At 41.6% G+C, this 23,562-nt stretch carries 26 protein-coding genes; 20 read left to right on the forward strand and 6 right to left on the reverse strand.

Features of this window, described 5'->3' with window-relative positions; genetic code table 11:
• Positions 1–21 precede the first annotated feature (21 nt).
• The 5 genes from GHD25_RS01565 to GHD25_RS01585 all read left to right on the forward strand — a co-directional run bounded on the left by GHD25_RS01565 (position 22) and on the right by GHD25_RS01585 (position 4,432).
• Entirely contained in the window at positions 22–1,137 is a 1,116-nt protein-coding gene (locus tag GHD25_RS01565) for a hypothetical protein (RefSeq protein WP_164214581.1), read from the forward strand.
• A 184-nt stretch (positions 1,138–1,321) separates the two neighbouring features.
• Complete coding sequence (locus GHD25_RS01570) at positions 1,322–1,519, forward strand: cold shock domain-containing protein (RefSeq protein ID WP_021288643.1); 198 nt, start codon at positions 1,322–1,324, stop codon at positions 1,517–1,519.
• A 135-nt stretch (positions 1,520–1,654) separates the two neighbouring features.
• Positions 1,655–2,344: a class I SAM-dependent methyltransferase gene (locus tag GHD25_RS01575; protein ID WP_164214582.1), complete on the forward strand. Its 690-nt coding sequence runs from the start codon at positions 1,655–1,657 to the stop codon at positions 2,342–2,344.
• Positions 2,341–2,655 (forward strand): hypothetical protein, encoded by a 315-nt coding sequence (locus GHD25_RS01580; RefSeq protein WP_164214583.1) that lies wholly within the window; start codon positions 2,341–2,343, stop codon positions 2,653–2,655. Before GHD25_RS01575 ends, GHD25_RS01580 begins: the two co-directional genes overlap by 4 nt.
• A gap of 361 nt (positions 2,656–3,016) precedes the next feature.
• Positions 3,017–4,432, forward strand: a complete 1,416-nt coding sequence (locus tag GHD25_RS01585) for a dipeptidase (protein ID WP_164214584.1) — start codon at positions 3,017–3,019, stop codon at positions 4,430–4,432.
• Between the two features lie 127 nt (positions 4,433–4,559).
• Here the strand turns inward: GHD25_RS01585 and GHD25_RS01590 are convergent, their stop codons facing one another.
• Positions 4,560–5,444, reverse strand: coding sequence for an NAD(P)-dependent oxidoreductase (locus GHD25_RS01590; RefSeq protein WP_164214585.1), 885 nt, complete (start codon positions 5,442–5,444; stop codon positions 4,560–4,562).
• Between the two features lie 212 nt (positions 5,445–5,656).
• Here GHD25_RS01590 and GHD25_RS01595 point away from each other — a divergent pair, with 212 nt between their 5' ends.
• Positions 5,657–6,337, forward strand: a complete 681-nt coding sequence (locus GHD25_RS01595) for a TraR/DksA C4-type zinc finger protein (protein ID WP_164214586.1) — start codon at positions 5,657–5,659, stop codon at positions 6,335–6,337.
• Positions 6,338–6,389: 52 nt separating this feature from the next.
• The gene (locus tag GHD25_RS01600) at positions 6,390–6,596 is read left to right on the forward strand and encodes a zinc ribbon domain-containing protein (protein WP_164214587.1); all 207 of its coding nucleotides are present in this window, start codon (positions 6,390–6,392) and stop codon (positions 6,594–6,596) included.
• A 285-nt stretch (positions 6,597–6,881) separates the two neighbouring features.
• On the opposite strand, the gene GHD25_RS01605 is transcribed toward GHD25_RS01600, so the two are convergent.
• Complete coding sequence (locus GHD25_RS01605) at positions 6,882–8,237, reverse strand: S1C family serine protease (protein WP_240452172.1); 1,356 nt, start codon at positions 8,235–8,237, stop codon at positions 6,882–6,884.
• 279 nt (positions 8,238–8,516) lie between these two features.
• Between GHD25_RS01605 and GHD25_RS01610 the strand changes: the two genes are divergently transcribed.
• From GHD25_RS01610 to GHD25_RS01625, 4 genes are all read left to right on the forward strand, one after another.
• Positions 8,517–9,209 carry a response regulator transcription factor gene (locus tag GHD25_RS01610; RefSeq protein ID WP_164214588.1) on the forward strand — a complete coding sequence of 231 codons (693 nt, stop codon included), beginning with the start codon at positions 8,517–8,519 and terminating at the stop codon, positions 9,207–9,209.
• Positions 9,206–10,558 carry a sensor histidine kinase gene (locus GHD25_RS01615; RefSeq protein ID WP_164214589.1) on the forward strand — a complete coding sequence of 451 codons (1,353 nt, stop codon included), beginning with the start codon at positions 9,206–9,208 and terminating at the stop codon, positions 10,556–10,558. The genes GHD25_RS01610 and GHD25_RS01615 overlap by 4 nt, the downstream gene beginning before the upstream one ends.
• A 226-nt stretch (positions 10,559–10,784) precedes the next feature.
• Complete coding sequence (typA, locus tag GHD25_RS01620) at positions 10,785–12,614, forward strand: translational GTPase TypA (RefSeq protein ID WP_164214590.1); 1,830 nt, start codon at positions 10,785–10,787, stop codon at positions 12,612–12,614.
• Positions 12,615–12,847: 233 nt separating this feature from the next.
• The gene (locus GHD25_RS01625) at positions 12,848–13,126 is read left to right on the forward strand and encodes a YkvA family protein (protein ID WP_205601310.1); all 279 of its coding nucleotides are present in this window, start codon (positions 12,848–12,850) and stop codon (positions 13,124–13,126) included.
• A gap of 40 nt (positions 13,127–13,166) precedes the next feature.
• On the opposite strand, the gene GHD25_RS01630 is transcribed toward GHD25_RS01625, so the two are convergent.
• Positions 13,167–14,027 carry a dimethylarginine dimethylaminohydrolase family protein gene (locus tag GHD25_RS01630; RefSeq protein ID WP_164214591.1) on the reverse strand — a complete coding sequence of 287 codons (861 nt, stop codon included), beginning with the start codon at positions 14,025–14,027 and terminating at the stop codon, positions 13,167–13,169.
• 132 nt (positions 14,028–14,159) lie between these two features.
• On the opposite strand from GHD25_RS01630, the gene GHD25_RS01635 reads away from it, so the two are divergent.
• Positions 14,160–14,930, forward strand: a complete 771-nt coding sequence (locus tag GHD25_RS01635; protein ID WP_164214592.1) for a YqcI/YcgG family protein — start codon at positions 14,160–14,162, stop codon at positions 14,928–14,930.
• A 34-nt stretch (positions 14,931–14,964) separates the two neighbouring features.
• Here GHD25_RS01635 and GHD25_RS01640 read toward each other — a convergent pair whose 3' ends face one another.
• Together GHD25_RS01640 and GHD25_RS01645 are read right to left on the reverse strand one after the other, a co-directional pair.
• Positions 14,965–15,144, reverse strand: coding sequence for a hypothetical protein (locus GHD25_RS01640; RefSeq protein ID WP_164214593.1), 180 nt, complete (start codon positions 15,142–15,144; stop codon positions 14,965–14,967).
• Between the two features lie 319 nt (positions 15,145–15,463).
• Complete coding sequence (locus tag GHD25_RS01645; RefSeq protein ID WP_164214594.1) at positions 15,464–15,622, reverse strand: YfhE family protein; 159 nt, start codon at positions 15,620–15,622, stop codon at positions 15,464–15,466.
• Between the two features lie 227 nt (positions 15,623–15,849).
• On the opposite strand from GHD25_RS01645, the gene GHD25_RS01650 reads away from it, so the two are divergent.
• The 7 genes from GHD25_RS01650 (at position 15,850) to GHD25_RS01680 (ending at position 21,315) form a co-directional block, all read left to right on the forward strand.
• Entirely contained in the window at positions 15,850–16,998 is a 1,149-nt protein-coding gene (locus tag GHD25_RS01650; RefSeq protein ID WP_164214595.1) for a thiolase family protein, read from the forward strand.
• Positions 16,999–17,012: 14 nt separating this feature from the next.
• Entirely contained in the window at positions 17,013–17,783 is a 771-nt protein-coding gene (locus GHD25_RS01655) for a 3-hydroxyacyl-CoA dehydrogenase (protein ID WP_164214596.1), read from the forward strand.
• A gap of 32 nt (positions 17,784–17,815) precedes the next feature.
• Entirely contained in the window at positions 17,816–18,967 is a 1,152-nt protein-coding gene (locus GHD25_RS01660; RefSeq protein WP_164214597.1) for an acyl-CoA dehydrogenase family protein, read from the forward strand.
• 236 nt (positions 18,968–19,203) lie between these two features.
• Positions 19,204–20,019, forward strand: coding sequence for a DUF368 domain-containing protein (locus tag GHD25_RS01665; RefSeq protein ID WP_164214598.1), 816 nt, complete (start codon positions 19,204–19,206; stop codon positions 20,017–20,019).
• Between the two features lie 62 nt (positions 20,020–20,081).
• On the forward strand, positions 20,082–20,402 hold the full coding sequence (locus GHD25_RS01670; protein ID WP_164214663.1) for a thioredoxin family protein: 321 nt from the start codon (positions 20,082–20,084) through the stop codon (positions 20,400–20,402).
• Between the two features lie 165 nt (positions 20,403–20,567).
• Complete coding sequence (locus GHD25_RS01675; RefSeq protein WP_164214599.1) at positions 20,568–21,044, forward strand: ribonuclease domain-containing protein; 477 nt, start codon at positions 20,568–20,570, stop codon at positions 21,042–21,044.
• A 1-nt stretch (position 21,045) separates the two neighbouring features.
• Positions 21,046–21,315, forward strand: coding sequence for a barstar family protein (locus GHD25_RS01680; protein ID WP_164214600.1), 270 nt, complete (start codon positions 21,046–21,048; stop codon positions 21,313–21,315).
• A gap of 205 nt (positions 21,316–21,520) precedes the next feature.
• On the opposite strand, the gene GHD25_RS01685 is transcribed toward GHD25_RS01680, so the two are convergent.
• Positions 21,521–22,399 (reverse strand): LysR family transcriptional regulator, encoded by an 879-nt coding sequence (locus GHD25_RS01685; RefSeq protein ID WP_164214601.1) that lies wholly within the window; start codon positions 22,397–22,399, stop codon positions 21,521–21,523.
• Positions 22,400–22,529: 130 nt separating this feature from the next.
• Here GHD25_RS01685 and GHD25_RS01690 point away from each other — a divergent pair, with 130 nt between their 5' ends.
• Positions 22,530–23,510, forward strand: coding sequence for a DMT family transporter (locus GHD25_RS01690; protein ID WP_164214602.1), 981 nt, complete (start codon positions 22,530–22,532; stop codon positions 23,508–23,510).
• Positions 23,511–23,562 lie beyond the last annotated feature (52 nt).

The raw sequence follows: 23,562 nt of genomic DNA on the forward strand, positions 1-23,562 counted from the left end.
TTTTGAGGGGAGGCAGCGGAGATGGAGAAACACAATTACATCGGTCTTATTACTGCACCGGAACTGCCAACGGAAATGGTAAAAAAATTTATCGATAAACTGCCGCAGGTTTTTGAGCAGAAAATAGACAGGAGTGCTTCCTGGGAAGTAGAAATGGTGGAGGACCCACTTACAGGTGCAGCAGAAGGCGCAAATGAAATATTTGATGAAACATTAAAAATAAAAAAGAAAAATAACTGGGATTACGCTATATCCTTAACAGACCTGCCGATTTTTTACGGAAAGTATACAGTGGCTGCCGATCAACACTTCCAAAATAATATTGCCTCCATTTCCATTCCTGCATTTGGCTGGATAAAATTGAAGTCTGCTGTAATGAAAGCCATTGTCCATATTCTAAAGGAGCTGGTATATCATTCCGAAGATAAAAATAGGGAAGAAATAGCGGAAAAATGTGCACCTGAAAAATGGGAAAAAAACTTTCCAGCTATTTGGGTTAAAAGGATGGAAACAGTTGATCATCCCCGGCAGGCAGAGGTTCAGTATTTGATAATTCCTAAAGTATATGGAAAAATAAGGCTGCTTATTGGCATGATCCAATCCAACAGGCCAATGAGTATCATGAGATCCTTTAAAAAGGTCTTAGCCGTTGCTTTTTCAACGGGAGCATTTGGTCTTATCTTTACAACCCTGTGGAATCTTTCGGTTATTCTGAGTACAGCCAGACTGGGCGGATTAATGACTGCAGCGATCATGGTCATGATCATATGGATTATCTTTAATCATCATTTATGGGAAGGAAAATCTGCAGGAAATGACAGAAGGCTGCGCCGTCTGTATAATTTAGCAACCTTCTTTACAATTTTCATTTCGGTGGTTACTTATTATATACTTTTATGGGGATTCTTTTTTACAGCAGCTGCAGTACTTATTCCGCCCGAAGTTTTTAAGGATGCTGTCCCGATGGAAGGGGATACCAGTATTGTTCATTATATGCGCGTTTCCTGGGTGGCGGCATCCATTTCTACGATCGCAGGGGCAATCGGAGCTGGGATGGAAAATGAGGAGCTGGTTCGGGATATCACGTATGGATACAGGCAAAAACGAAGATTTAACGGAATTCAGAGTGGGGAATAATGCCGAAGAATGTTACTTTGATAAATAAAAATGCAATTCACTTGCATTTTTTCGGAAAAAAGGGTAAAGTTAAAAGGGCAAAAGGAAATTGAGAAATACTTTACGATCTCTTTATCAAAGTGGTGTAAAAGTATTTATGATTCAATTATACTTTGCACGATACTTGTATAAGGAGGTCATATCCATGACTGGTAAAGTAAAATGGTTTAATGCAGAAAAAGGTTTTGGTTTCATCGAGCGTGAAGATGGAGACGATGTATTCGTACATTTCTCTGCTATCCAGGCTGAGGGCTTCAAAACACTTGAAGAAGGCCAGGATGTTGAATTCGAAATTGTCGAAGGAAACCGCGGACCACAAGCAGCTAATGTAACTCGTCTGTAATAAATGATATGTAAAAGGTTTATCTCTTGAGGGAGGTAAACCTTTTTTATGTTTTACACATAAATGGGCAGACAGACGCGGGCTTTTCCAAACTGTTTTGGTGTAAGAAACAATCTTTGGCAGGAGGCAGGGTAAATGAGCACGTTTGATTGGGAAGGGGAAGCAGAACTGAAATGGGATAATCAGGCAGAATCCTGGAGCAGCCGGAGCCGTCATATGTGGGAAAAGGGCAGCAGAATGGATGTGATCCCATTCTTGGAAGACAATTTGCCAAAAGGAAGTAAGATACTTGATATTGGCTGTGCTGATGGATATGGTTCTCTGAAGTTGGCAAAAGCCGGCTACCATGTGATTGGCACGGATATTTCCGGTGAGATGATCAGACGTGCGAAAGACCAGGCAACTCCCGGACAGGCCACTTTTATCAAGGGAGACGTTAATGACTTGCCTTTTGGGGATAGGGAATTTGATGGCATCATGGCGATTAATGTACTGGAGTGGACAGCAGACCCTGCGAAAGCATTAAAGGAAATATTCCGGGTTGTAAAAGAAAATGGATTGCTTTGTATAGGTTTATTAGGCCCGACTGCAGGTCCTAGAATGAACAGTTACCCGCGGCTGCAAGGGAAGAACGCCATTTGTAACACAATGATGCCGTGGGAGTTTGAAAAGCTGGCATTTGAAATGGGCCTGGAATATGTGGATGGGTATGGTGTCTATAAAAAAGGGGTAAAGGAAAATCAATATAAAGATTTACCTCGGGAATTAAGGCAGGCATTAACATTTCTGTGGGTGTTTATGCTGCGAAAGGTGGATAAAGGATGAGCAGAGAAATAGAAGAAAAAGTGATAGCTCAATATCAGGAAGATGAAGAAAATATGATTCTCGTTTTTGTTCAGTGGTGCGTAAACCGGGGAATCGATCCAATCGTATTATATCAAAAGGCTTACCCCGACCAGCCTGTGAATAATAAATTAAGGAGTGCTTTGGATTTTACCGTGCCAAAAGATGAAGCGGAACAAATTTCAGATGATCTTTTATTGGAAATCCTTGATTTCTTTGGCAACTATGATCTGGCACAGGTTGTTTACGAGGAAAAAAACAAAAGGATAGCTAGGGAGAATGACGAGGATTAATTGTCTATCAAGGTTCTATTCTCTGCACCATGGCAAGTGAGACTTTCCTTAACCACTATTTAAATATAGGCACACGCCTGGAGACTTTACGCTTATTATATACTTGTCATCACATGATATTAAATTAAATTGCTTAAACATAATAGGCTGCACATGAAATATTGGCAAGTATCATGAGTGATGTTTCATTAGAGTGAAATCTTTTTATGATTTTTTTTACCTAAGTCGAAAGATGTTAATTAGATAAAAAACCTCCTTTTGCCCCTGTATTCCCGGAATAGAAAACGATACATTTGCCTTATTGTTTTTTTGAATAGGGGTAGTAGAATAACTCTTAACAATAGGAAGAGGAGGAAATTTTATGAAAAACAAGTTTCTATTTCTTTTATTTACGATTTTCTTCTTATGTTTTAACTCCACTTCGGTTCTTGCACAGCCGACCCCAGGACAGGATGCGGATTCAATTCATTCAAAAGCAACAGTAGTCGACGGTCATATTGACACGATGATGCATGTTGTTGATGATGATACATGGCTTCCCGCATTGGATATTGGGGAAGAAACATCATTGCATGTTGATATACCGAAGCTTCAAGCCGGTGGTTTAAACGCTCCTTTATTTGCAGCCTATACTTCTGGATATTACGATAACAATCCTCGCAGTATTAGCAGAACATTAGCCTTGATCAATGCCTTGTATTGGACAGAAGAACAAAACCTAAATGACCTGAAAATTGCTGCATCAACTAAAGAAATCAGACAAGCAGTCAAGAATAATAAAATCGCGGCTGTTCCCGCCATAGAAGGAGCCTATTCCATGGAGGAGCACAATGCAATTGGTTTGCTCCACCAATATAATGACCTTGGGATTAAAGCAATCGGGTTTAACTGGAACTATTCAAACGCGCTGGGTGAAGGTGCTAACAGAGTGTACGGTGATCCGGAAAGAACTCCATCAGAAGGCGGACTGACAGATTTAGGTGCAGAAGTCGCTCGTGAAATGAATAAACTGGGGATTGTGATTGATGTTTCACATATGTCTAGAAACACGTTCTGGGATGTGATGGAGGTTACTGAAGCACCTGTTATTGCCTCGCATTCCGGCGTCAATGCATTAAAGGATCACCAGCGTAATCTCACAGATGAACAGTTACTAGCATTAAAAGAAAATGGCGGGGTTATAAACATCGTCTTCTACCCTGTGTTTTTGACAGACAACCCGCAAGGTTATGTGGAAGATGTTGTTGACCATATTGATTATGCTGTTAATTTAATCGGTATTGATCATGTTGGGCTGGGTTCAGACTTTGACGGTGCATCCATGCCTGCCGATTTACAGGATGCCTCTCAATTGCCTAATATTACGGAAGAATTAGTGAGGCGGGGTTATTCTAAACCTGAAATTGAAAAGATTCTCGGTAAAAATATATTGCGCGTGATTCAGGAAGCAGAAAAACTTGCGGAAAATGACCCATCGAAACGCGGTGTAAGTCCGGACATCATGCCGTCTTATGAAATGGGAGAAATTATTGACACTAGAACACCGGAACTGACAGCCGAAATTGCAACTAAAAGGGGACCGGCTGTAGATGAAAACAGTTTTAGGGTAATTGTAGATGGCATGGAATATGAGCCAGAATATAATAGAGAAACTTCTGTACTATCATTGCAGTTGACAGAAAACCTGGAAGAGCGTTTCCATGTCGTGACTTTTGAAGCTGCCAATAGAGCTGGGAAAGTATCAAGAGAAACAAGAATCTTTTATATAAACGATTAATTTTTGAAGCGCAGCTGATCATCGGTTTAATTGAAATAGCTAAGCATAAAAAGGAGCTGGAATCCTGATTTTCAGCTCCTTTTTATATGAAAAAAGCTCAGAATAAAGAAACATATTATGAATTTTTTTAAGTAAGTTTCGCATCAAACAGCTTGAACAATGCTTGCGTTCCGCTGTCATTTTCCCCTTTTTCAGCAAGTTCTTTATAAAGCTCCAGTGATAAAGCCAAACCTGGTGTGGATAAACCCATTTCCTCAGCGGCTTCCAGGGCAATTGTCATATCTTTAATAAAATGTTTTACATAAAATCCCGGGGCATAATCCTCTTTGATCATCCGAGGAGCCAGATTGGATAATGACCAGCTTCCTGCTGCGCCTGTCGTTATGCTGTCAAGCACGAGATCCGGATCAAGGCCGGCTTTTTTGGCATATACAATTGCTTCACATACCCCGATCATGTTGGAAGCAATGGTAATCTGATTTGCGAGTTTTGTGTGCTGGCCGGCACCTGCTTCACCCTGCAAAATAATGTTTTCCCCCATAATGTTAAAAATAGGGTAAAGCATATCGAAATGTTCTTTGTCGCCGCCGATCATAATCGCAAGCTTGCCGTTTTTGGCACCTATATCCCCGCCGGAAACAGGTGCATCCATGGCATATAGCCCTTTTGTTTGTGCTTCTTTGTAAATGCGTTTTGCCAAAGCCGGTTTAGATGTAGTCATGTCCACCAGATACGTGCCGGATTTTGCATTTTCCAAAATGCCATTTTTACCAAAATAAATATTTTCCACATCATAAGGATATCCCACCATCGTTATAATTACATCGGAAGCCGCAGCAAGTTCTGCTACTGTATTTTTCCAGGACGCGCCTTTTTTTATCAGCTCCTCCGCTTTTTCTTTTGTACGTGTATACACTGCAATAGAATAACCTGCTTCCTGCAGATTTGCTGCCATGCTTTTTCCCATTACCCCAGTACCAATAAAGCCAATTAATGCATCCTTTGTAAGCATCCAATCACTCCTTTTCCCTTACCATATTATTTCGACATGACGATGAAAAGTCCTTTTACAGTAATTAAAAAATGGGGTGCCCCACATATCAAGAACAGCTAATAGAAAACTTCCACATATTAACACGCACTGCAAGGGAAATTTAGAGAATGTCTTTTTGATGTTACGTGCATAGTATAGGTACAAATTAAAGTAAATGGAGGATGATCTTAATGATCACAAGCGAGCAAATAGCGCAATGTAAAGCTGCATTACTAAAGAGGCAAACTGAATTAATCAATCATATGCAGGAGCATTTCGGTACATCGCTTGAACTTGCAAAAGAATCTGTGAGTGAGCTATCTAATTATGATAATCATCCTGGTGACATGGGCACCGAATTATATGAAAGAGAAAAAGATATTGCTCTGAATGAACATGCTGAAACGGAGCTGGAGGAAATAAATGAAGCACTTCATGCGATAGAAGAAGGAACCTATGGAATCTGTAAAATATGCGGGGCAGATATCCCTGCTGAAAGACTGGAAGCAATGCCTGCTGCTGACCGCTGTCTGGAACATGCAAAGGAAAACACCTTTACCCAATATCGTACAGCAGAAGAAGAGGTATTCAGCCCAAATATAAATCCAAATGAGGTTACAGAAGAAGAGCAGACGGGATATGATGCAGAGGACAGCTGGCAGGAGGTCAGCCGCTACGGTACGTCCGAGACTTCATCGGATTTTATTGGTGATCGTGACAACTATGATGAAATGTATCCGAACGATGACGAAAATACAGGAGCTGCAGAGGACGTGGAGGAGTTTTTATCAGCTGATATGGACGGCAAATTCACCGGTGTCTCGCCCTATCATGAAAAATATGAAGAAGATGATGATTACTGGGAATCTTAGAGTGGAACTTTTTAGCGCCTCATCACGTATAAATCGGTAAGAGGTGAGAGTGATGAAAGAAAACAAAGGCTGTTTTAAATGCGGGAGTGTAGAGGTGGATACGAAAGAAGTGGCCATGACCGGTACAGGACTGTCGAAAATGTTTGATATGCAGCATAATCATTTTCTGGCTGTATTCTGCAAGGACTGCGGTTACACCGAATTTTATAATAAAGAAAGCTCAAAAGGGAGTAATATTGTTGATTTATTTTTCAGTTAAAAGTGAAGGGGAAGCGGGTACCTATGGCAAAGAATGATATAGTATTTGTTCATGGATTGTCCGCTTTTTCATCATTGATATGGAATTATTAAACTTGTAAAAGTCAAATACTTTCCATTCAGTGTAACTGCTATTACTAAAGGAAGAGAATCTCTAAAACGTAACACATAACCTCAAAACAAAGAAATCGATGGGGTGAATTTCCCATCGATTTCTTTGGGGACAAGGAGTTCCATCTATATAAATTTATTAGGAGGTGGTATGGTTAATAAGTTTTAAAGTGACTTAGTCTTCTGCTTGTAGCGTTAATTCTGTTTTTTCCAGGTTACCATCCCGGTAAAACTCTACTTCTGCGGTCTCGCCGACAGAAGCATCAGCATATAGAAATCTGCGCAGCTCCAGAATAGAAGTAATATCCTGTTCGTTTATTTTTACAATAACATCAAATTGCTGCAGCCCCGCTTCATCTGCAGGTGAACCATTCATGACATTTGCAACAACCATTCCGCCTTCCACATCTTCAGGCAAGATGATCTCATGTCGATATTGCGGCGGAACCTGATTTAGTGAGGCGGTAGAAATGCCGATGACCGGACGTTCAATTTCTCCGTTTATTTCCAGTTGTTCCATTACAGGTAATGCAGCATCAATAGGTATGGCAAAACCGATGCCTTCCACTTCCTGGCGTGCAACCTTCATGGAATTAATGCCGATTACTTCACCATCTGCATTTACCAAAGCACCGCCACTGTTCCCGGGGTTGATGGCAGCATCCGTCTGAATGACTTCTGTAACCCAATCCGGACGGCCATCACCTGTCGTATCTACTTGCACGGAACGATCCAGTCCGCTGACAATTCCTTTGGTGAGTGTATTGGCAAAATTCATGCCAAGCGGATTGCCGATTGCAACCACTGTTTCCCCGATAACAAGATCATCTGAAGATCCGATAGCTGCTACCGTGTCAATATTTTCGCCGTCTACTTCCAGCACAGCTAAGTCAGTAAGCGGATCGGTTCCAAGTACTTTGGCGGGAATTTGTTTTTCATCATGCAATACGATTTCCACTTCTTCTGCACCATCAACGACATGCTGATTTGTTACTACATACGCTTTACCATCTTCTTTTTTATAAATAATCCCGGATCCGGCACCTGCTTCTTCACTCTGTTCCCAAATACTTTGCTGCTGGAGGTTTAAAACACCTACCACTGCTTGAGAAGTTTCTTCAATGCTGGATGAAAGATCTGCATCCTCATTGGCTATTGTCTGTACTACAGCCGGATCTGAGTCATGCTCCGTTAAGGCCGATATATTTTCTGAGTTCTGTTGAACTGGGATCAGCCCATTAACTACCATTAAAAGAATGACTGCGGCTGAAATAGCTCCGCCGGCGACCCCGCCAAGCAGGACATGCAGCCATGTTTTGCTTTTTGGGGAAGCATCCCCTTTTTTGGGGGTATGTTTTCCTGTTTCCTCTTTTTCCCGGGAATCAGCAGGCTCGTTTACCATCTCTCTTACACTTTCCATATAATTTGTTTCAACCGAGCTCTTCTGTTCCTGTTCATCTATGCTATGTTTTTCTTCTTGGTTATTTTCAGTTTCATATGGCTGATTTTCATTTTTATTATCCTCCGACATTAAAATCACCTCTTTAACAGATTTAAAAAGGGGGTACAGAGAGCTTACTTCAAGCAAAAGGGGGTCTTTTTCAAAGGGAGGGGAAACTTGAAGTAACTCTGTATTTATTATCTGTACAATTCATATTATATACAGCAATTTTGGACTGAATTTGGGATAAATGTGGTAAAAATGTGTAAAAATATTTTGATGTTCCAGTTTGTTTCACTTAAAGATTGTTTGTATGCCGGTGTCTGTGTAAAAATAGAGACAGAACATGATTGAAAAAGGTGAAAATAAATGAATAATCATATCGGTGTTGTAGAAGATGATACAAACATTCAAAATATCGTTTCCGCATATTTGAAAAAAGAGGGATTTCAGGTGACGATTTCCGGCTCAGCTGAAGCGGCTTGGCGTGTTTGGAAAACGGAAGAAATCGACATGTGGATTCTGGATATCATGCTGCCTGGAATGGACGGCTATGAGTTTTGTAAAAAAATACGAAACGAAAGCGAAGTTCCTATCATTATCATTTCAGCAAAAGATGATGAAATTGATAAAATACTCGGCTTGGAATTGGGCGGGGATGATTATTTAACAAAGCCATTTAGTCCAAGAGAACTGGTTGCCCGGGTGAAAAGGTTATTTAAGCGTTCCAGTTTAAGATTGAAGGAAACCGATGTAACAGGAACTGCAGTGAAGGCTGGAGAGATTGAAATAGATAAAAAGGAACGGCGGATTTTCTATAAAGGAAAGGAACAGGAAGTAACCACCAAAGAGTTTGATCTATTGCTGCTGTTCGCTGAAAATGTCAACAGGGCTTTTTCCCGGGAAGAGTTACTCGTTAAAATATGGGGTGATAATTATTTTGGGAGTGACCGTGCCGTGGATGATCTGATAAAGCGCATCAGAAAAAAACTGGAGCATGTGCCGCTTGAAACAGTATGGGGATACGGGTATCGTTTACGTAATGAAGAGGAAAATAAATGAAACTGCAATCTCAGCTGAATGCTGCCTTTACCGTATTGCTGATCGTTGTCATGGCCGTAACCGGGTATTTTATTTATTCTCTTTTACTGGATCTTTTAATTCAGGATGAGCAAAGGCAACTGAGACAAAGCGGGGAAATCCTTGTAGAAGTACTGGATGATCGATATGGTCCGAGAACTGATATTCAGCAATTCAGTACTTTTTTGGAGGATCAGGATTTGCAGTTGTTTTTATATGACCGGAACCAGGATGCCGTGTTCTTTTCCACGATGCCGCCGGAAGTAGTAAATGGATTCTTTCAAAATAATGATTTTGCGGATAGTTCAGAGCCGGTATGGAATTATGGGAACGCAAAATTTGTCAATTCCCGTATTCTCGTCTATCCGGAAGCTACAGGCTTGGAACTTATCTTATTGACACCGATGAATGATCTGCATGCCGTTCAGCAAAATTTTATTTTTCGGTTAGCCATTGTATTTGTTATAGGGGCAGCTGCTGCCGTGCTGCTCAGCTATTTTCTGACGAATAAACTGGTGACACCACTCAGCAGGCTTCAAAAGCAAGTAAAGAAAATAGAGAACAGGCAGTTCGACGACCTGGAGCGGGTACAGGCAACCGGGGAAATTAAAGAAGTAGAACAAAGCGTTTATGAGATGGCAAAAGAACTTCAGCGTTATATGAATTCACAGCAGTCCTTTTTCCAGAATGCGAGTCATGAACTAAAGACCCCTTTAATGACTATTCAAGGTTATGCAGAGGGGATTAAAGAAGGCGTTTTCGAAAAAGAAGAAGAGGAAAAAGGACTGGACGTAATGGTGACAGAGGTAAAACGGCTGAAGACAATTATTAATGAGATGATTTTGCTGGCAAAGCTTGACAGTGAACCAAGTGTGTATCAGCCGGAAGAAATTGAAGTATCGTACCTGATAGATAAAGTGGTTGACAGGGCATTACCGCTGGTTAATGAAAAAGGAATCAAACTCACGCAAAATATAGAAGGGAATATCCGGATTTTTGCAGATGAGGAAAAAATGTTGAGAGCGCTTATGAATTTAACCTTTAATGCAATTCGTCATGCGAACGACAGGATAAACCTGTCTGTTTACACGGAAAAGGAAGTTGTGAAAATCAAGATAGAGGATGACGGACAAGGTGTCTCGGAGGAGTTAATGCCTCAGCTTTTCCATCGGTTTGTGAAAGGAAAAGATGGTGACACAGGACTTGGACTTGCCATTGCACGTGCGATTATTGAACAGTCAAACGGAAAAATAACAGTTGGTAAATCTTCCAAACTTGGCGGTGCAAGGTTTGAGATTCGAATTAATCGTAAAAAGTATAGTGAACAGTAATTTTGACTTGTAAAAAAATAGACATCATAAGGAAGGATATTTCCCTGTCATATATCGTGCAGGAAAGCAGGTAGTGCAGCCCGCTCGTGCTCATGTTTTTATGTCTGCAACCGGCCCCTTATGCTTTTGTTCGTATATTTCTCTAAATATAAATTTTAATTGGGAAACATGTATGGTATAATAGATTGGTTTTATTCATTCTGTAATGATTAGGAGCGTACTTTTTATGCAATTAAGAGAAGATATCCGTAATATCGCAATCATCGCCCACGTAGATCACGGGAAAACAACCCTTGTGGATCAGCTGCTTAAATACTCCGGAACCTTCCGGGAAAATGAGCAGGTAGATGAGCGCGCCATGGATTCCGGTGATATTGAAAGAGAGCGCGGTATTACGATTTTGGCAAAAAATACAGCGATAAAATATAATGATACAGCGATAAATATATTGGACACCCCCGGACATGCCGATTTTGGCGGGGAAGTGGAACGCATCATGAAAATGGTGGATGGTGTTGCTTTGGTGGTAGACGCCTTTGAAGGAACCATGCCGCAAACCCGCTTTGTGCTGAAGAAAGCACTGGAGCAAAAACTGACACCGATGGTGGTGCTCAATAAAATTGACCGCCCTAATGCCCGGCCTCATGAAGTAGTCGATGAAGTACTTGATTTATTTATTGAGCTTGGAGCGGATGATGACCAGCTGGAATTTCCTGTTGTATATGCTTCTGCGTTAAATGGCACATCAGGTTTTGAACCGGAAGAACAGGAAAAAACAATGGATCCGGTATTTCAGACGATTTTGGACCATATTCCTGCTCCGGCGGATAACCATGAAGCACCACTGCAGTTTCAGGTTACCCTTCTCGATTATAACGATTATGTGGGGAGAATCGGAATTGGGCGTGTCGTTCAGGGAGAAATAGCTGTCGGCCGGCAGGTAGTTGTGATGAAGAAAGACGGGGCACAAAAGTCTTTTCGGATCACAAAACTGTTTGGGTTCAGCGGCTTAAAACGTATGGAAATCCAAGAAGCAAAAGCCGGAGATATTGTTGCCATTTCCGGTATTGAGGACCTCAATATCGGAGAAACGATAAGTGATCCGGAACAGCCCGAGGCACTGCCTTGGCTGCGTATTGACGAACCTACCCTGCAGATGACTTTTTTGGTGAACAACAGTCCGTTTGCAGGCAGGGAAGGAAAATTTATCACCTCCAGGAAAATTGAAGAACGGCTGATGAAACAGCTGGAAACCGATGTCAGCCTGCGGGTGGACCCAACTGATTCGCCGGATGTCTGGACAGTTTCGGGACGCGGTGAACTGCATCTTTCCATTTTAATCGAGAATATGCGAAGAGAAGGATATGAACTGCAACTAGGCAAACCGCAAGTCATTATAAAAGAAATTGACGGTGTAAAACATGAGCCGGTTGAGCGTGTCCAGGTGGATGTTCCGGAAGATTATACCGGTCCGGTAATGGAGTCGCTTGGTGCCCGCAAAGGGGAAATGCTCGACATGGTTAACCAGGGAAATGGACAAGTTCGCCTAGAATTTAAGGTGCCTTCCCGCGGATTAATTGGTTACGCAACAGAATTCATGTCACAAACCCGCGGCTATGGAATTATCAATCATACATTCGAGGCATACGAGCCAGTTGTGAAGGGGCATATAGGCGGCCGGAAACAGGGTGTCCTGGTTGCATTGGAAAACGGTAAAGTATCTGCCTATGGTATTATGCAATTGGAAGACCGGGGTGTTATTTTTGTTGAACCGGGGACAGAGGTATATGCCGGCATGATTGTAGGAGAACATAACCGGGATAATGATCTGACCGTAAATATCACAAAAGAGAAGCATTTAACAAATATCCGTTCAGCAACTAAGGATCAAACCTCCACGCTTAGAAAATCGCGCGATATGTCCTTGGAAGAAGCGCTCGAGTACTTGAATAATGATGAATATTGTGAGGTAACGCCGGAATCCATTCGGCTGCGGAAAAAAATATTGAATAAAAACGAGAGAGAAAAAGCTGCAAAGAAAGAAAAATTAGGATAACAATGGTTGCCCGCTTGACGAAGTTTTCGGATGGCGGGTATTTCATTTGTAAAGGAACTTGTCATTTTAGTTTATCCCTTCCAGTGCCTCGGGAATGAATAAACATAAATAATACAGACTGCCGGAATAATCCGCATGAAACGGATGATAAACTAATTTTTGAACCCATTCCAGGTAATCGGAGACAAATCTAATCATGGCTATATGGCTATTAGCGGAGGATGGATGAAATCATGCGCTTTCTAAGAAGAATTCGCTTTCTGTTTAAAATTCATAAATCAGTGCCTTTTTTAAAGGATTTCTTTTTAACATCCGAAATTAAAATAACAACAAAGGTACTTTTTCTTGTGATCATTACAGGTTATTTTGTTTTTCCGTTTGATCTGATTCCTGACTTTCTGGTTGTATTCGGGTTGGTGGATGATGTTGCCATTGCGATTTTAATTCTTCAGCAGATGGTCAAAATTGCTCCGTCTTCACTAAAGGAGAAATATAATTTTCAGTTTAAATAAATCCTTATGGAAAGTGCCTCTCTTGGCGGAGACAGGCACTTTATTTTCTCACCAAAGGGAGGGTGCAGCATCTGAACGAACCTCCGGACTTAATGATCTCCGAAAAGGGGATCTCCCTGACATGAAACCCGGATGACCGCAGTTTGCGGTTAAGCTGTTTGTTTTCAGGTAAACTGATGACAGTTTTATTTCCAATGCTGAGAACATTTGGTCCCATGTGAAATTGCTCATCGCTTGTCACCTCTATTAGATCAAACTTACTGCGCAGCAGACGGTAAGAATCGGGATTGATTGCCGGAGGATACACAATCGCTGTATCCCGGTCAACCGTATTAAACACACAATCAAGATGGAGCACATTACTGTCCAGTTCAACGGTATTTATCGTATAATCCGGAAGCTCCTTTTTTAGGCTTTTTATTGTTTGATGAGAGGTTCTATCACTCATTCCAATCCAAAGTGTATCTTCTTCCACAATGATATCTCCGCCTTCCATTTTGGAAGGGAGCTGCCGGTAATAGATATTATGGTCCTTGAGCCATTTTTTCAGTATAGCTGTTTCCCCTTTGCGAATGTTTTCTGCCATGGAGGATATAAAAAGTTTGCCGCCGATTACAAAGCCGGTGTCCCGTGTGAAAACTTGCTCCGGGAGGCTTTTTTTAACCGGCAGTTCGATGACTTTAACACCTTTCTCCTGCAGAACCTGGATAAAATATCTGTACTGTCTCCGTGCTTCCACACGGTCAATATTTTCCCTTATATAAAATTTCTGTGTCTCATTAATCGCTTCATCAATTTGCATATGGAGCGGCGGTGCTGTAAGTACTTTTTTTAAAGGTGCAAATTCATTTTTGCAAAAACATTTCTCTTTGCTGATTTCTGATATATTACTGTTAGTCATTTCTTGCACAGTTTTCTGTGCTCTCCCCTCCTTTTCCAATGCACATACATTTATTTATACCCTTTCTTGCTTGTAAAAACACATGCTGCCCCTTTTTCTCATTCGTTTTACTGAAAGCCGGGCCGGGTATATATGGTCTTAAGAAGAAGTTACACAAGGAGGAATAAAGTGAGACAGACAGCAAGCCAATTACTGACTAAAGATACGTTTGAAAACCATCCGGAAACGCTGCCGGAATGGCTGAATAAAGAATATAGAAATTTTGAATCAGTTGTAACACACCCTGAGTTCCCTTGCTATTTTGGCATGTCAGGCCAGCAGCGCGGTGAATTAAGATATGGGTACATCACCCATGATGACTGGTCCGGATTGTTGAAGGTGCTGGAAGAATTCAATGCGCTTTTTTATCAGCAGGAAAGGTTGATCAGGCACGGTTTCTTCCTGTTTGTTGAACCGGAAAAAGCGGAGCAGCCGCTGGAATATTACAGGGATTACTTCTGGAGGGTGCTGCAATATTTGCATGATCATGACCAATATCCTTGGCCGGAAGGGTATCCGAAAGATCCGGATCATTATTTATGGAATTTTTCTTTTGCCGGAGAGCCTTATTTTGCTTTTGGCAATGCACCCGCATATAAACAGCGTAAGACTAGAGACCTGGGGAACAGTCTGGTAATTGGATTTCAGCCGCGCCTCATTTTTCATAAGCTGGAAGGAACTACAAAAGGCGGTGCCATGTCCAGGGAAAAGGTGAGAAAAAGAGTGGAGAAATGGGACAAGCTGCCTAAACATCCAAATATAAGTCATTATGGCGATGTGGATCACAGGGAGTGGAAGCAATATTTTATTGGAGATGATGCTGAACTGATCGAAGGGAAATGTCCTTTTCAGCCAAATAGTTGATAGAGAGGGGGACTGTTTTACAGTCTCTTTTTATTCATGTGTCATTTCTTTTTTTATCATTTGGAATATATTTTGTGTAATAGGCTGCGAATAACAGGAAAATAAAAGACAGCCCCCAGGAAATGATGCCATTCCATTGGAAGTCAATCCTTAATCCAACGATAAGCACAATCGCACTCATGCTGAGGAAGAAAGCAGTAAGATAACGTTTCACGTACAGACACCCCAATAATAAATGATATGTTATTGTATGCATAACCCTATTTTTTGCGAGTATTTAATTTGTATGCTTTGTTATGCAAACATGAAAATCCATCAAACACCAGTAAGATAGATAAATCCAATTTAGTTCCATTTTATCATTATTTTCTGCATAGTGCTTGATAAATATCAGCAATTTTGATTGTGGAGCAAAGAAGTTTGCATCTATCTCTATTAATATACGAAACAGATATTGTGAATGTTTCACCGCAAACAGAAAAAGACACCTCACAATGATAAGGTGTCATGCATAAGCACTGCTTACTATATTTTTAATTAATAAGTTTTGGATTTTTATTCTTTGCTTCTTTAACCCATTCTCTGCGATAACCTGCTGCACTGTCAGCACGTTTGAATTCCTTTGCATAATGTACTTCCTGGGCATCTGTAAGCTGTTTGTTCTGTGCGGGCTGATATTGAGTTCGAGCCATCATATCCTCCTTTGTCCCAGTAGTCTACTAGAGTTTTTCCCTTATTTTCTATTTTAAAACCTGCCCCTTTTATTTCCTTAAAAATACAGGTATAATTGTCCTGAACTAATGAAAAATTTTAAAAACTTGAAAGTCACCAAGTCTTCGGGTGATTTCCATAGTTACATTTAATCAGCAAGGACGTAATGATACTTTTTTATCAGCCAAAACAAAAGGGGTGTACAGTTATGCGGGAAGTAGTAATAGTGGAAGGATGCAGGACTGCTGTCGGACGAAGAAAAGGCATGTTTGCCAATTACCGGCCGGATGAACTGGCAGCTGAAGTATTAAGTAATTTAATGAATCGTGCAAAAGTGGATAAAGAATTGGTAGAGGATGTGATTTTAGGATGTGTGACCCAAAGCAGTGAACAAGGGGGAAATATTGCAAGAACCTCCCTATTGATTGCTGGCTTTCCTAAACATGTGCCCGGTGTAACGATTGACCGACAATGCGGATCAAGTCAGCAGGCGGTTCATTTTGCTGCCCAAGCCATTGCTTCTGGAGACATGGATATTGTCGTTGCCGGCGGGGTGGAAAGCATGACACGCGTGCCGATGTTTTCCCAAATGGCGGATACTAAGCCCAGTAAAAAACTGACCGATAAATATGAAATTGTGAATCAAGGGATTTCTGCAGAGAAAATAGCTGACAAATGGGAGTTTTCCAGAAAGCAACTGGATGAATATGCCCTGAAAAGTCATGAAAGGGCTTTAAAAGCGATTGAACGCGGAGATTATGAAAAGGAAATAGTACGGGTTTCCGTTCAAAATGAAGACGGCATCGAAACGGTGGCGAACGTGGATGAAGGTCCGCGCCGTGATACGACCCTCGAAGCTTTGGGAGAGCTAAAAACCGTATTTAAAGAAGACGGAAAAATTACTGCAGGTAATGCCAGCCAAATGAGCGACGGGGCAAGTGCCGTTCTGTTGATGTCGCTGGAAAAGGCCAACCAGCTTGGGCTTGTGCCAAAAGCGCGTATTGTGGCAAGAAGTGTTGTCGGATCAGACCCTACACTGATGCTGACCGGACCGATTGCCGCCACTAAAAAAGTACTGGAAAAAGCCAATTTAACAATGGAAGACATGGACCGTTATGAAGTAAATGAAGCTTTTGCACCGGTTCCGCTGGCCTGGCAAAAGGAGCTGAATGCCGATCCGGATAAATTAAATGTCAATGGCGGGGCAATTGCACTGGGACACCCCCTTGGGGCAACAGGAACAAAACTGCTCGTCTCTTTAGTCAATGAATTGGAAAGAAGCGGTGGAAGGTATGGTCTTCTTGCCATTTGTGAAGGAATGGGAATGGCGAATGCGACGATAATTGAACACATTTAGAAAGGGTGATATATATGGAATTGGGAGAAATGAAAGCGGTTGTAACAGGGGGAGCTTCCGGACTTGGAGAGGCAGTGGTCCGAAGTATTGTTTCCGCTGGAGGAAAAGCAGTTATTATTGATATAAATAAGGACAGGGCAGCAAAATTAATGATAGAGCTCGGGAATGAAAATCTGGCTTTTTTCCCCACAGATGTAACAAGTCCGGAAAATGTGGAAAACAATCTGAAAAAAGCAGCGGAATTTCTTGGTTCCATCACATTACTTGTTAATTGTGCAGGCATTGCCACACCGGGAAAAGTGTTATCCCGGAAAGGCATGATGGAGTTATCTCAATTTGAAAAGGTTGTCCAGGTGAATCTGATCGGCACTTTTAATATGATCCGTGTGGTATCTTCCTATATGGCAGAGAATGAAGCGAATGATCAACAGGAAAGAGGAGTTATTATTAATACAGCATCCGTTGCAGCATTTGAAGGACAGATCGGCCAAGCAGCCTACAGTGCATCAAAAGGCGGTGTTGCCAGTATGACACTGCCGATTGCACGGGAATTTGCAGGCAAGGGGATTAGAGTGATGGCCATTGCCCCCGGTTTATTTGAAACACCGATGTTTGCCGCACTCCCGGAACCTGCGAAAGAGGAACTTGGAAAGTCAGTCCCTTTTCCAAACCGGTTGGGAATGCCGCAGGAGTATGCAAGGTTAGTAGAAAGCATTGTGACAAATCCAATGTTGAATGGAGAAGTAATCCGCCTGGATGGGGCAATCCGAATGCAGCCGAAATAAGGTAATCGCTGAAAACAGGGGGGGGGAAGAAAATGAGCAGGAAGTATCGTTTTGAAACTGAGGAGCATGAATTATTCCGGAAATCACTGCGGAAGTTTTTACAGAAGGAAGCAGCACCATTTTATGCTCAGTGGGAAGATGACCGTATGATTCCGAAAGCATTTTGGAAAAAGCTTGGGGAAATGGGTTTTCTTTGTCCGCAGGTGGAAGAGAAATATGGCGGGTTAAATCTAGATTTCAGTTATTCTGTGATTATATTGGAGGAACTCGAGCGGATCGGTACAAGTCTGATAGGAATCGGGCTTCATTCTGATATTGTAGTGCCTTACATAGCGTCATATGGGAATAATGAACAAAAGGAACGCTGGCTTCCCGGCTGTGTGACCGGGGATCATATTACAGCTGTTGCCATGACTGAACCTGGAACAGGCTCCGATCTGGCCAATATTAAGACTGCTGCAATAGAAGACGGAGATCATTATATTGTAAACGGACAAAAAACATTTATTACAAATGGGATTCATGCAGATCTGGTACTGACCGTTGTAAAAACAGATCCGGAGGCAGAACCAAAGCATCGCGGCATCAGTTTATTAATGATTGAAGACGGCACACCCGGATTTTCCAAAGGGCGTAAACTGGACAAAGTCGGACTCCATGCACAGGATACGGCGGAATTGTATTTTGAGGACTGCCGTGTCCCTAAAGAAAATCTGATTGGTTTGGAAGGGAAGGGATTTCGCTGCTTAATGGAAAAGCTGCAGCAGGAAAGGCTGGTGGTTGCCCTGGGAGCGCAGGCAGCTTCTGAGGAAATGGTAAACATGACAGTTGAATATGTAAAGTCCCGGGAAGCATTTGGAAAGCCGGTCTCCTCTTTCCAAAATACGCAGTTTAAGCTGGCGGAACTGGCGACACAGGTTGAAGTGGGACATGCTTTTCTGGAATCGGTGATTGAGGATCATCTTGCCGGAAAGAACATTGTTTCCAAAGTATCCATGGCAAAATACTGGCTGACAGACACGTCGAAGCACATTGCCAATGAGTGTATGCAGCTGCATGGCGGGTACGGGTACATGGAGGAATATGAAATTGCAAGAAGATACAGGGATGTCCCCGTCGCAGCCATCTACGCCGGAACCAATGAAATTATGAAAACCATTATTGCCAAAAATATGGGGTTGTAGAATAGCAGCCCCCCAAGGCTGTTCCTTCTTAGATATCCCCCCCCATTTCTGTCATCATTATCGAAGCAAGTATAAATAATGTCAATGGTGTCGTACAAACTATTGGGCATTATTTATATTATTTTATCGTATAATTTGATATGATAACTTTGTGCACGGGTCTGAACCCTGTGTACGAAAGTATTATGTGTTACCGGGGTGGACACCCCATATTTTACCTAAGGAGATTTACGTATATGGAGTGGAAAAATATATATCGGGGTTTAGCCATGGGTGCGAGTGATGTTATCCCGGGAGTCAGTGGTGGTACGATTGCTGTCCTGCTAGGTATCTATGATCGATTAATTGCAGCAATAAACGGAATAACCAGCAAAGAATGGAAAAGGCATCTTGGTTTTTTAATCCCGTTGGGGTTAGGGATGGTAATTGCTATTTTTTTATTGGCGAACATTATTGAATGGTTATTTGAACATTACCCTGACCCGACACAATTTTTTTTCCTTGGATTAATAATCGGGGTTTTGCCTTATTTATTTAATCAGGCTGATGCTAAGACAACCTTTAAAGCAAAACATTTTCTTTTGCTGCTATTAGGTGCTGTTATCATTGGGTCAATGGCTTTTTTTAATGCTGAAGAATCAGCTGTAATGTCTGAAATGAACTTTTCTACATATGTATTGCTATTCTTTTCGGGTTTTGCCGGAAGTGCTGCAATGATTATACCGGGAATCAGCGGCTCATTTGTCCTTTTAGTGATAGGCGTTTATGTTACGGTTATCGAAGCAATCAGCAACCTGTATTTTGATATTATTATTGTAACCGGCTTAGGTATTGCAGTTGGTATATTAGTGATGAGCAAAATCATCCATTATTTTTTGACAAACCACCATTCCGCAACGTTTGCTTTAATTATTGGTTTAGTGATTGGATCAACAGTTGTTATATTTCCAGGCTGGGCCGGGACATTTCCAATCATGATTGCAAGCATATTAACATTTGCTGCCGGTCTTGCAGTGGCGTATATTCTTGGCAGGGTAGAATATAAAGAATAAGCAAACTATAAGACAAACTTCTTTTTATCTTATACTATGAAATGAGAAAGGAGCATGTGGAAATGGAAGCAATCAAAACAGAGGAGCAATTTTATGAAATTATTGACAGCCCGGAGCCTGTCATTATTAAATTCTATGCAGACTGGTGCCCGGACTGTAAACGAATGGATATGTTTATTGGAGACATATTGGAAGAATTCAATAACTATAAATGGTATGAAATAAATAGTGATGAAGTTAAAGGCATTGCGGAAAAATATGAAGTCATGGGCATTCCGAGTATCCTTATTTTTAAAGACGGGGAGAAAAAAGCCCATCAGCACAGTGCCTATACGAAAACACCGGAATCGGTAACTGAATTCCTTCATCAGCAGTTAGGGTAGGCCCGTCAGGAAGGGAACTGACCCCGTAAATTCTCTGGAGCAACAGCATTTCATTTAGTTTTGCGTCAATGTCAATATAAACTATACAGCCCTTGGCTAAATCGGTATCGGTTGCCAGGGGCTTTAAAGATTAATGCATTCGTATTGATCAAAAGGATGATATCCATGAAAAGGTTATTTTATATGCTTGCTTTTTTGCTTGCTGCCATCTTGTTTACCGGATGTGCTGCTGAGGATCCTGCAGTTGAACAAGAGAATCGTCATACGGCAGAAAACATACAAGATGCCGAAATCGATGCATCTGGCTATTATACAGGCAAGGAGGAAGTTGCACTTTACATCCGTACTTTTAATAAGCTTCCGGAAAATTATATAACTAAGGAAGCAGCCTATAACCTTGGGTGGGAACCAAAAGAGGGCAATCTTTGGGAAGTAACGGATCAAAAGAGTATAGGCGGAGATCCATTCGGCAATCGGGAAGGAAGCCTTCCTGACCGGGAAGGCAGGCAATATTATGAAGCTGATATTAATTATGAGGGCGGTTACCGGGGGCCGGAGCGTATGGTTTATTCAAATGATGGATTGATCTTTTACACTTCTGATCATTACGATACTTTCACCTTATTATATGGAGATGAATAAGATGAGGCAGGTTACGATAGATGGGACGAAGATGCAGAGCAAAGAAAGCGGTCATACCTATTTAAAAGAACAATTGAGTCTGCTGGGATACTATGGCAGTAATCTCGATGCACTATGGGATGCCCTTAACACACACAGTGAACCTTTGGAGATTAAATTCATCCACTATGAACAAATGATTGAGGAGTTAGGGAACTATGGCGAAGCTGTATTGAAAGTGTTTGAAGATGCCGCGGAAGAAAATCCGGATATTATATTTAAGTTGGTGTAGAAGGAACACGGTTGTTCTAAGTTTGTATGAAACTTGCCAAACCCTCAAAAATCTATTGCACGAATCTTCACGTTTCCTCCATTTGTATCACTTTTGACAGTTGTTGACTGGCCAAGTCCAAATAAACACTTGGATTTGGCCTGTTAATAATTCATCTGCTTAATTGGATCGTCTACTGTTGACGCTGATCTTTTTCTTGAATAGATCAAACGGAAAGCGGATAAGCCGGTGCGTCATTGCCTGTTTCAAAGGTTTCGATAAACTTTTCCAGTGTTGAGGTTAGATAGGCATCCTTTCTTCTGATAAACACCGTTTTAATTTTGCTGTACTTTTCAGGTAAGTAATGACATTGGATAAGTCCTTTTTCCTCCAGATGCGAGACGGCTGATTTAGGAACGAATGTTATACCAAGTCCCATGGTGACGCTTCCCAATATAGTCTCCAATGTCCCGAACTCCATCACTTTTTGCGGTGCTGTCTGCTGGTCTTTATACCAGCTTTGCAATCTGGCACGATAGCCGCAGCCTTCGCTAAAGCATAAGAAAGGCTCTTCTAATAATTGTTCTATGGAGGTTTTTGTATTGTCGGAAATTAAAACAAGCTCCTCCTGAAAAACCTCATGGGAAATGAGTTCCGGATGCGCACTGATTTCCGATACAAATGCACCGTCCAGCCGGTGATTTAATACATCGTCCTGCAGCTCCTCCGTAACTCCTGTGATCAGCGTTAAATCCACGTTTTTATATTTTTTATTGTAGGAAGATAATATAGCCGGCAGTTTAATGACGGTTTCCACAGATCCGATTTCCAGCTTGCCTGCTGGTTCTGTTTTACTTTGGACAACTTTTTTCATTTCACTGGTCAGTGAGAGGATTTTCTCGCAATAGACCAGCAGTTTTTTTCCTTCGGGCGTTAACGTCATCCCCCGGTTATTCCGGTTAAAAAGCGGTGTATCCAATTCATCCTCCAGCTTCCGGACTCTTGCGGTAATGTTGGATTGCACGTAGCTTAAATCTTTGGCAGCTTCAGTAATGGTCCCTTTCTGCGCAACCTTTTGAAAAATTTCCAGATCTTTAAATTCCATATACCTCTCCCTCTCTTCATCTATGGTATCACTAAAAATGATATCAAGCATCAATAATGTTCATTTTGAGTGATTTTATATTTGTGATTTAATAGATATGTAGAACATAGTTGGAGGAGACAGGTAGGAATTGAAAAATAATTTATTATTAGGTGCATTTTTATGTTTTATTTCTGCAGTATCCTGGGGAGCCATGTTTCCGGTAGCAAACAGTGCTTTCCATCATATTGATGCATTCTATTTTACATTTTTCCGATATTTTTATGTAAGTATTATTCTGGCAGTATGGCTCCTATGGAAAGAAGGGAAAAAAGCTTTCCGTTTTGAGGGAAAGGGCAAGGAGCTTTTATTTTTTGGAACCATGGCATTTACAGTATATAACCTGCTGATTTTCTGGGGGCAGGACCTTCTGGGTGACCCGGGGACGATGGTGGCTTCGATCATGGAATCCCTGATGCCAATGATCTCCATTGTTATCGTGTGGCTGCTGGTAAGGAGGCGGCCGCATGGATTTACTTTATTTTGTGTGCTCGTTGGATTCGTCGGGGCGCTGCTTGTTGTAACGAAAGGGGACTTCGGGGCTTTCTTTGCCGGAGCAAGTAATCTGGTTCCATCTTTACTTATTTTCATTGCGGTAGTAGGTTGGGTGATCTATACCATGGGCGGCAGCCGTTTCAGCAATAACGGCTGGTCTGCTTTGCGCTATTCCACACTTAGCTGTTTGCTTGGTACAGGTGTGGCAACAGTTGTTGTTTTTATTACAACCGTTTCCGGTTATATTTCCTTTCCATCAGCAGAAACCCTGGCCATTACTGCTCCGCATATTGCTTTTATGGTCATCTTCCCGGGTGTTATTGCCCTGGTGGGATGGAATTACGGGGTGAGTGTGATCACGCCGCTGAATGGATTGTTATTTCTAAATTTCGTCCCCGTGACAACTCTGGCGATACAAGTGGTGCAAGGTGCGGGCATTACCATGTATGATTACATCGGTACGGTGTTTATTATTGTTTCCCTGCTTTCAAATAATATTTTTATGAGAGTGCAGCAAAGAAAGACGGAATCAAAAACCTACTTCAAAGGAAGACTGCAGGAATCGGAATCTTATTAAAAAAACGATCATTCCCATCAGGGAGTGATCGTTTTTTCTTTTCACTTTTTTA

It is taken from the genome of Virgibacillus aidingensis (assembly GCF_010994035.1).
Lineage (GTDB): Bacteria > Bacillota > Bacilli > Bacillales > Amphibacillaceae > Virgibacillus_N.

What these genes read in the sequence shown, in the direction of transcription:
- GHD25_RS01610 (WP_164214588.1), top strand. Translation starts at nt 8,517, where the DNA reads ATGAATAATCATATCGGTGTTGTAGAAGATGATACAAACATTCAAAAT.
- GHD25_RS01680 (WP_164214600.1), top strand. Translation starts at nt 21,046, where the DNA reads ATGAGGCAGGTTACGATAGATGGGACGAAGATGCAGAGCAAAGAAAGC.
- GHD25_RS01635 (WP_164214592.1), top strand. Translation starts at nt 14,160, where the DNA reads ATGGTCTTAAGAAGAAGTTACACAAGGAGGAATAAAGTGAGACAGACA.
- GHD25_RS01675 (WP_164214599.1), top strand. Translation starts at nt 20,568, where the DNA reads ATGAAAAGGTTATTTTATATGCTTGCTTTTTTGCTTGCTGCCATCTTG.
- GHD25_RS01615 (WP_164214589.1), top strand. Translation starts at nt 9,206, where the DNA reads ATGAAACTGCAATCTCAGCTGAATGCTGCCTTTACCGTATTGCTGATC.
- GHD25_RS01580 (WP_164214583.1), top strand. Translation starts at nt 2,341, where the DNA reads ATGAGCAGAGAAATAGAAGAAAAAGTGATAGCTCAATATCAGGAAGAT.
- GHD25_RS01625 (WP_205601310.1), top strand. Translation starts at nt 12,848, where the DNA reads ATGCGCTTTCTAAGAAGAATTCGCTTTCTGTTTAAAATTCATAAATCA.
- GHD25_RS01575 (WP_164214582.1), top strand. Translation starts at nt 1,655, where the DNA reads ATGAGCACGTTTGATTGGGAAGGGGAAGCAGAACTGAAATGGGATAAT.
- GHD25_RS01570 (WP_021288643.1), top strand. Translation starts at nt 1,322, where the DNA reads ATGACTGGTAAAGTAAAATGGTTTAATGCAGAAAAAGGTTTTGGTTTC.
- GHD25_RS01590 (WP_164214585.1), bottom strand. Translation starts at nt 5,444, where the DNA reads ATGCTTACAAAGGATGCATTAATTGGCTTTATTGGTACTGGGGTAATG.
- GHD25_RS01685 (WP_164214601.1), bottom strand. Translation starts at nt 22,399, where the DNA reads ATGGAATTTAAAGATCTGGAAATTTTTCAAAAGGTTGCGCAGAAAGGG.
- GHD25_RS01650 (WP_164214595.1), top strand. Translation starts at nt 15,850, where the DNA reads ATGCGGGAAGTAGTAATAGTGGAAGGATGCAGGACTGCTGTCGGACGA.
- GHD25_RS01630 (WP_164214591.1), bottom strand. Translation starts at nt 14,027, where the DNA reads ATGACTAACAGTAATATATCAGAAATCAGCAAAGAGAAATGTTTTTGC.
- GHD25_RS01585 (WP_164214584.1), top strand. Translation starts at nt 3,017, where the DNA reads ATGAAAAACAAGTTTCTATTTCTTTTATTTACGATTTTCTTCTTATGT.
- GHD25_RS01670 (WP_164214663.1), top strand. Translation starts at nt 20,082, where the DNA reads ATGGAAGCAATCAAAACAGAGGAGCAATTTTATGAAATTATTGACAGC.
- GHD25_RS01645 (WP_164214594.1), bottom strand. Translation starts at nt 15,622, where the DNA reads ATGGCTCGAACTCAATATCAGCCCGCACAGAACAAACAGCTTACAGAT.
- GHD25_RS01595 (WP_164214586.1), top strand. Translation starts at nt 5,657, where the DNA reads ATGATCACAAGCGAGCAAATAGCGCAATGTAAAGCTGCATTACTAAAG.
- GHD25_RS01600 (WP_164214587.1), top strand. Translation starts at nt 6,390, where the DNA reads ATGAAAGAAAACAAAGGCTGTTTTAAATGCGGGAGTGTAGAGGTGGAT.
- GHD25_RS01565 (WP_164214581.1), top strand. Translation starts at nt 22, where the DNA reads ATGGAGAAACACAATTACATCGGTCTTATTACTGCACCGGAACTGCCA.
- GHD25_RS01655 (WP_164214596.1), top strand. Translation starts at nt 17,013, where the DNA reads ATGGAATTGGGAGAAATGAAAGCGGTTGTAACAGGGGGAGCTTCCGGA.
- GHD25_RS01605 (WP_240452172.1), bottom strand. Translation starts at nt 8,237, where the DNA reads ATGTCGGAGGATAATAAAAATGAAAATCAGCCATATGAAACTGAAAAT.
- typA (WP_164214590.1), top strand. Translation starts at nt 10,785, where the DNA reads ATGCAATTAAGAGAAGATATCCGTAATATCGCAATCATCGCCCACGTA.
- GHD25_RS01660 (WP_164214597.1), top strand. Translation starts at nt 17,816, where the DNA reads ATGAGCAGGAAGTATCGTTTTGAAACTGAGGAGCATGAATTATTCCGG.
- GHD25_RS01665 (WP_164214598.1), top strand. Translation starts at nt 19,204, where the DNA reads ATGGAGTGGAAAAATATATATCGGGGTTTAGCCATGGGTGCGAGTGAT.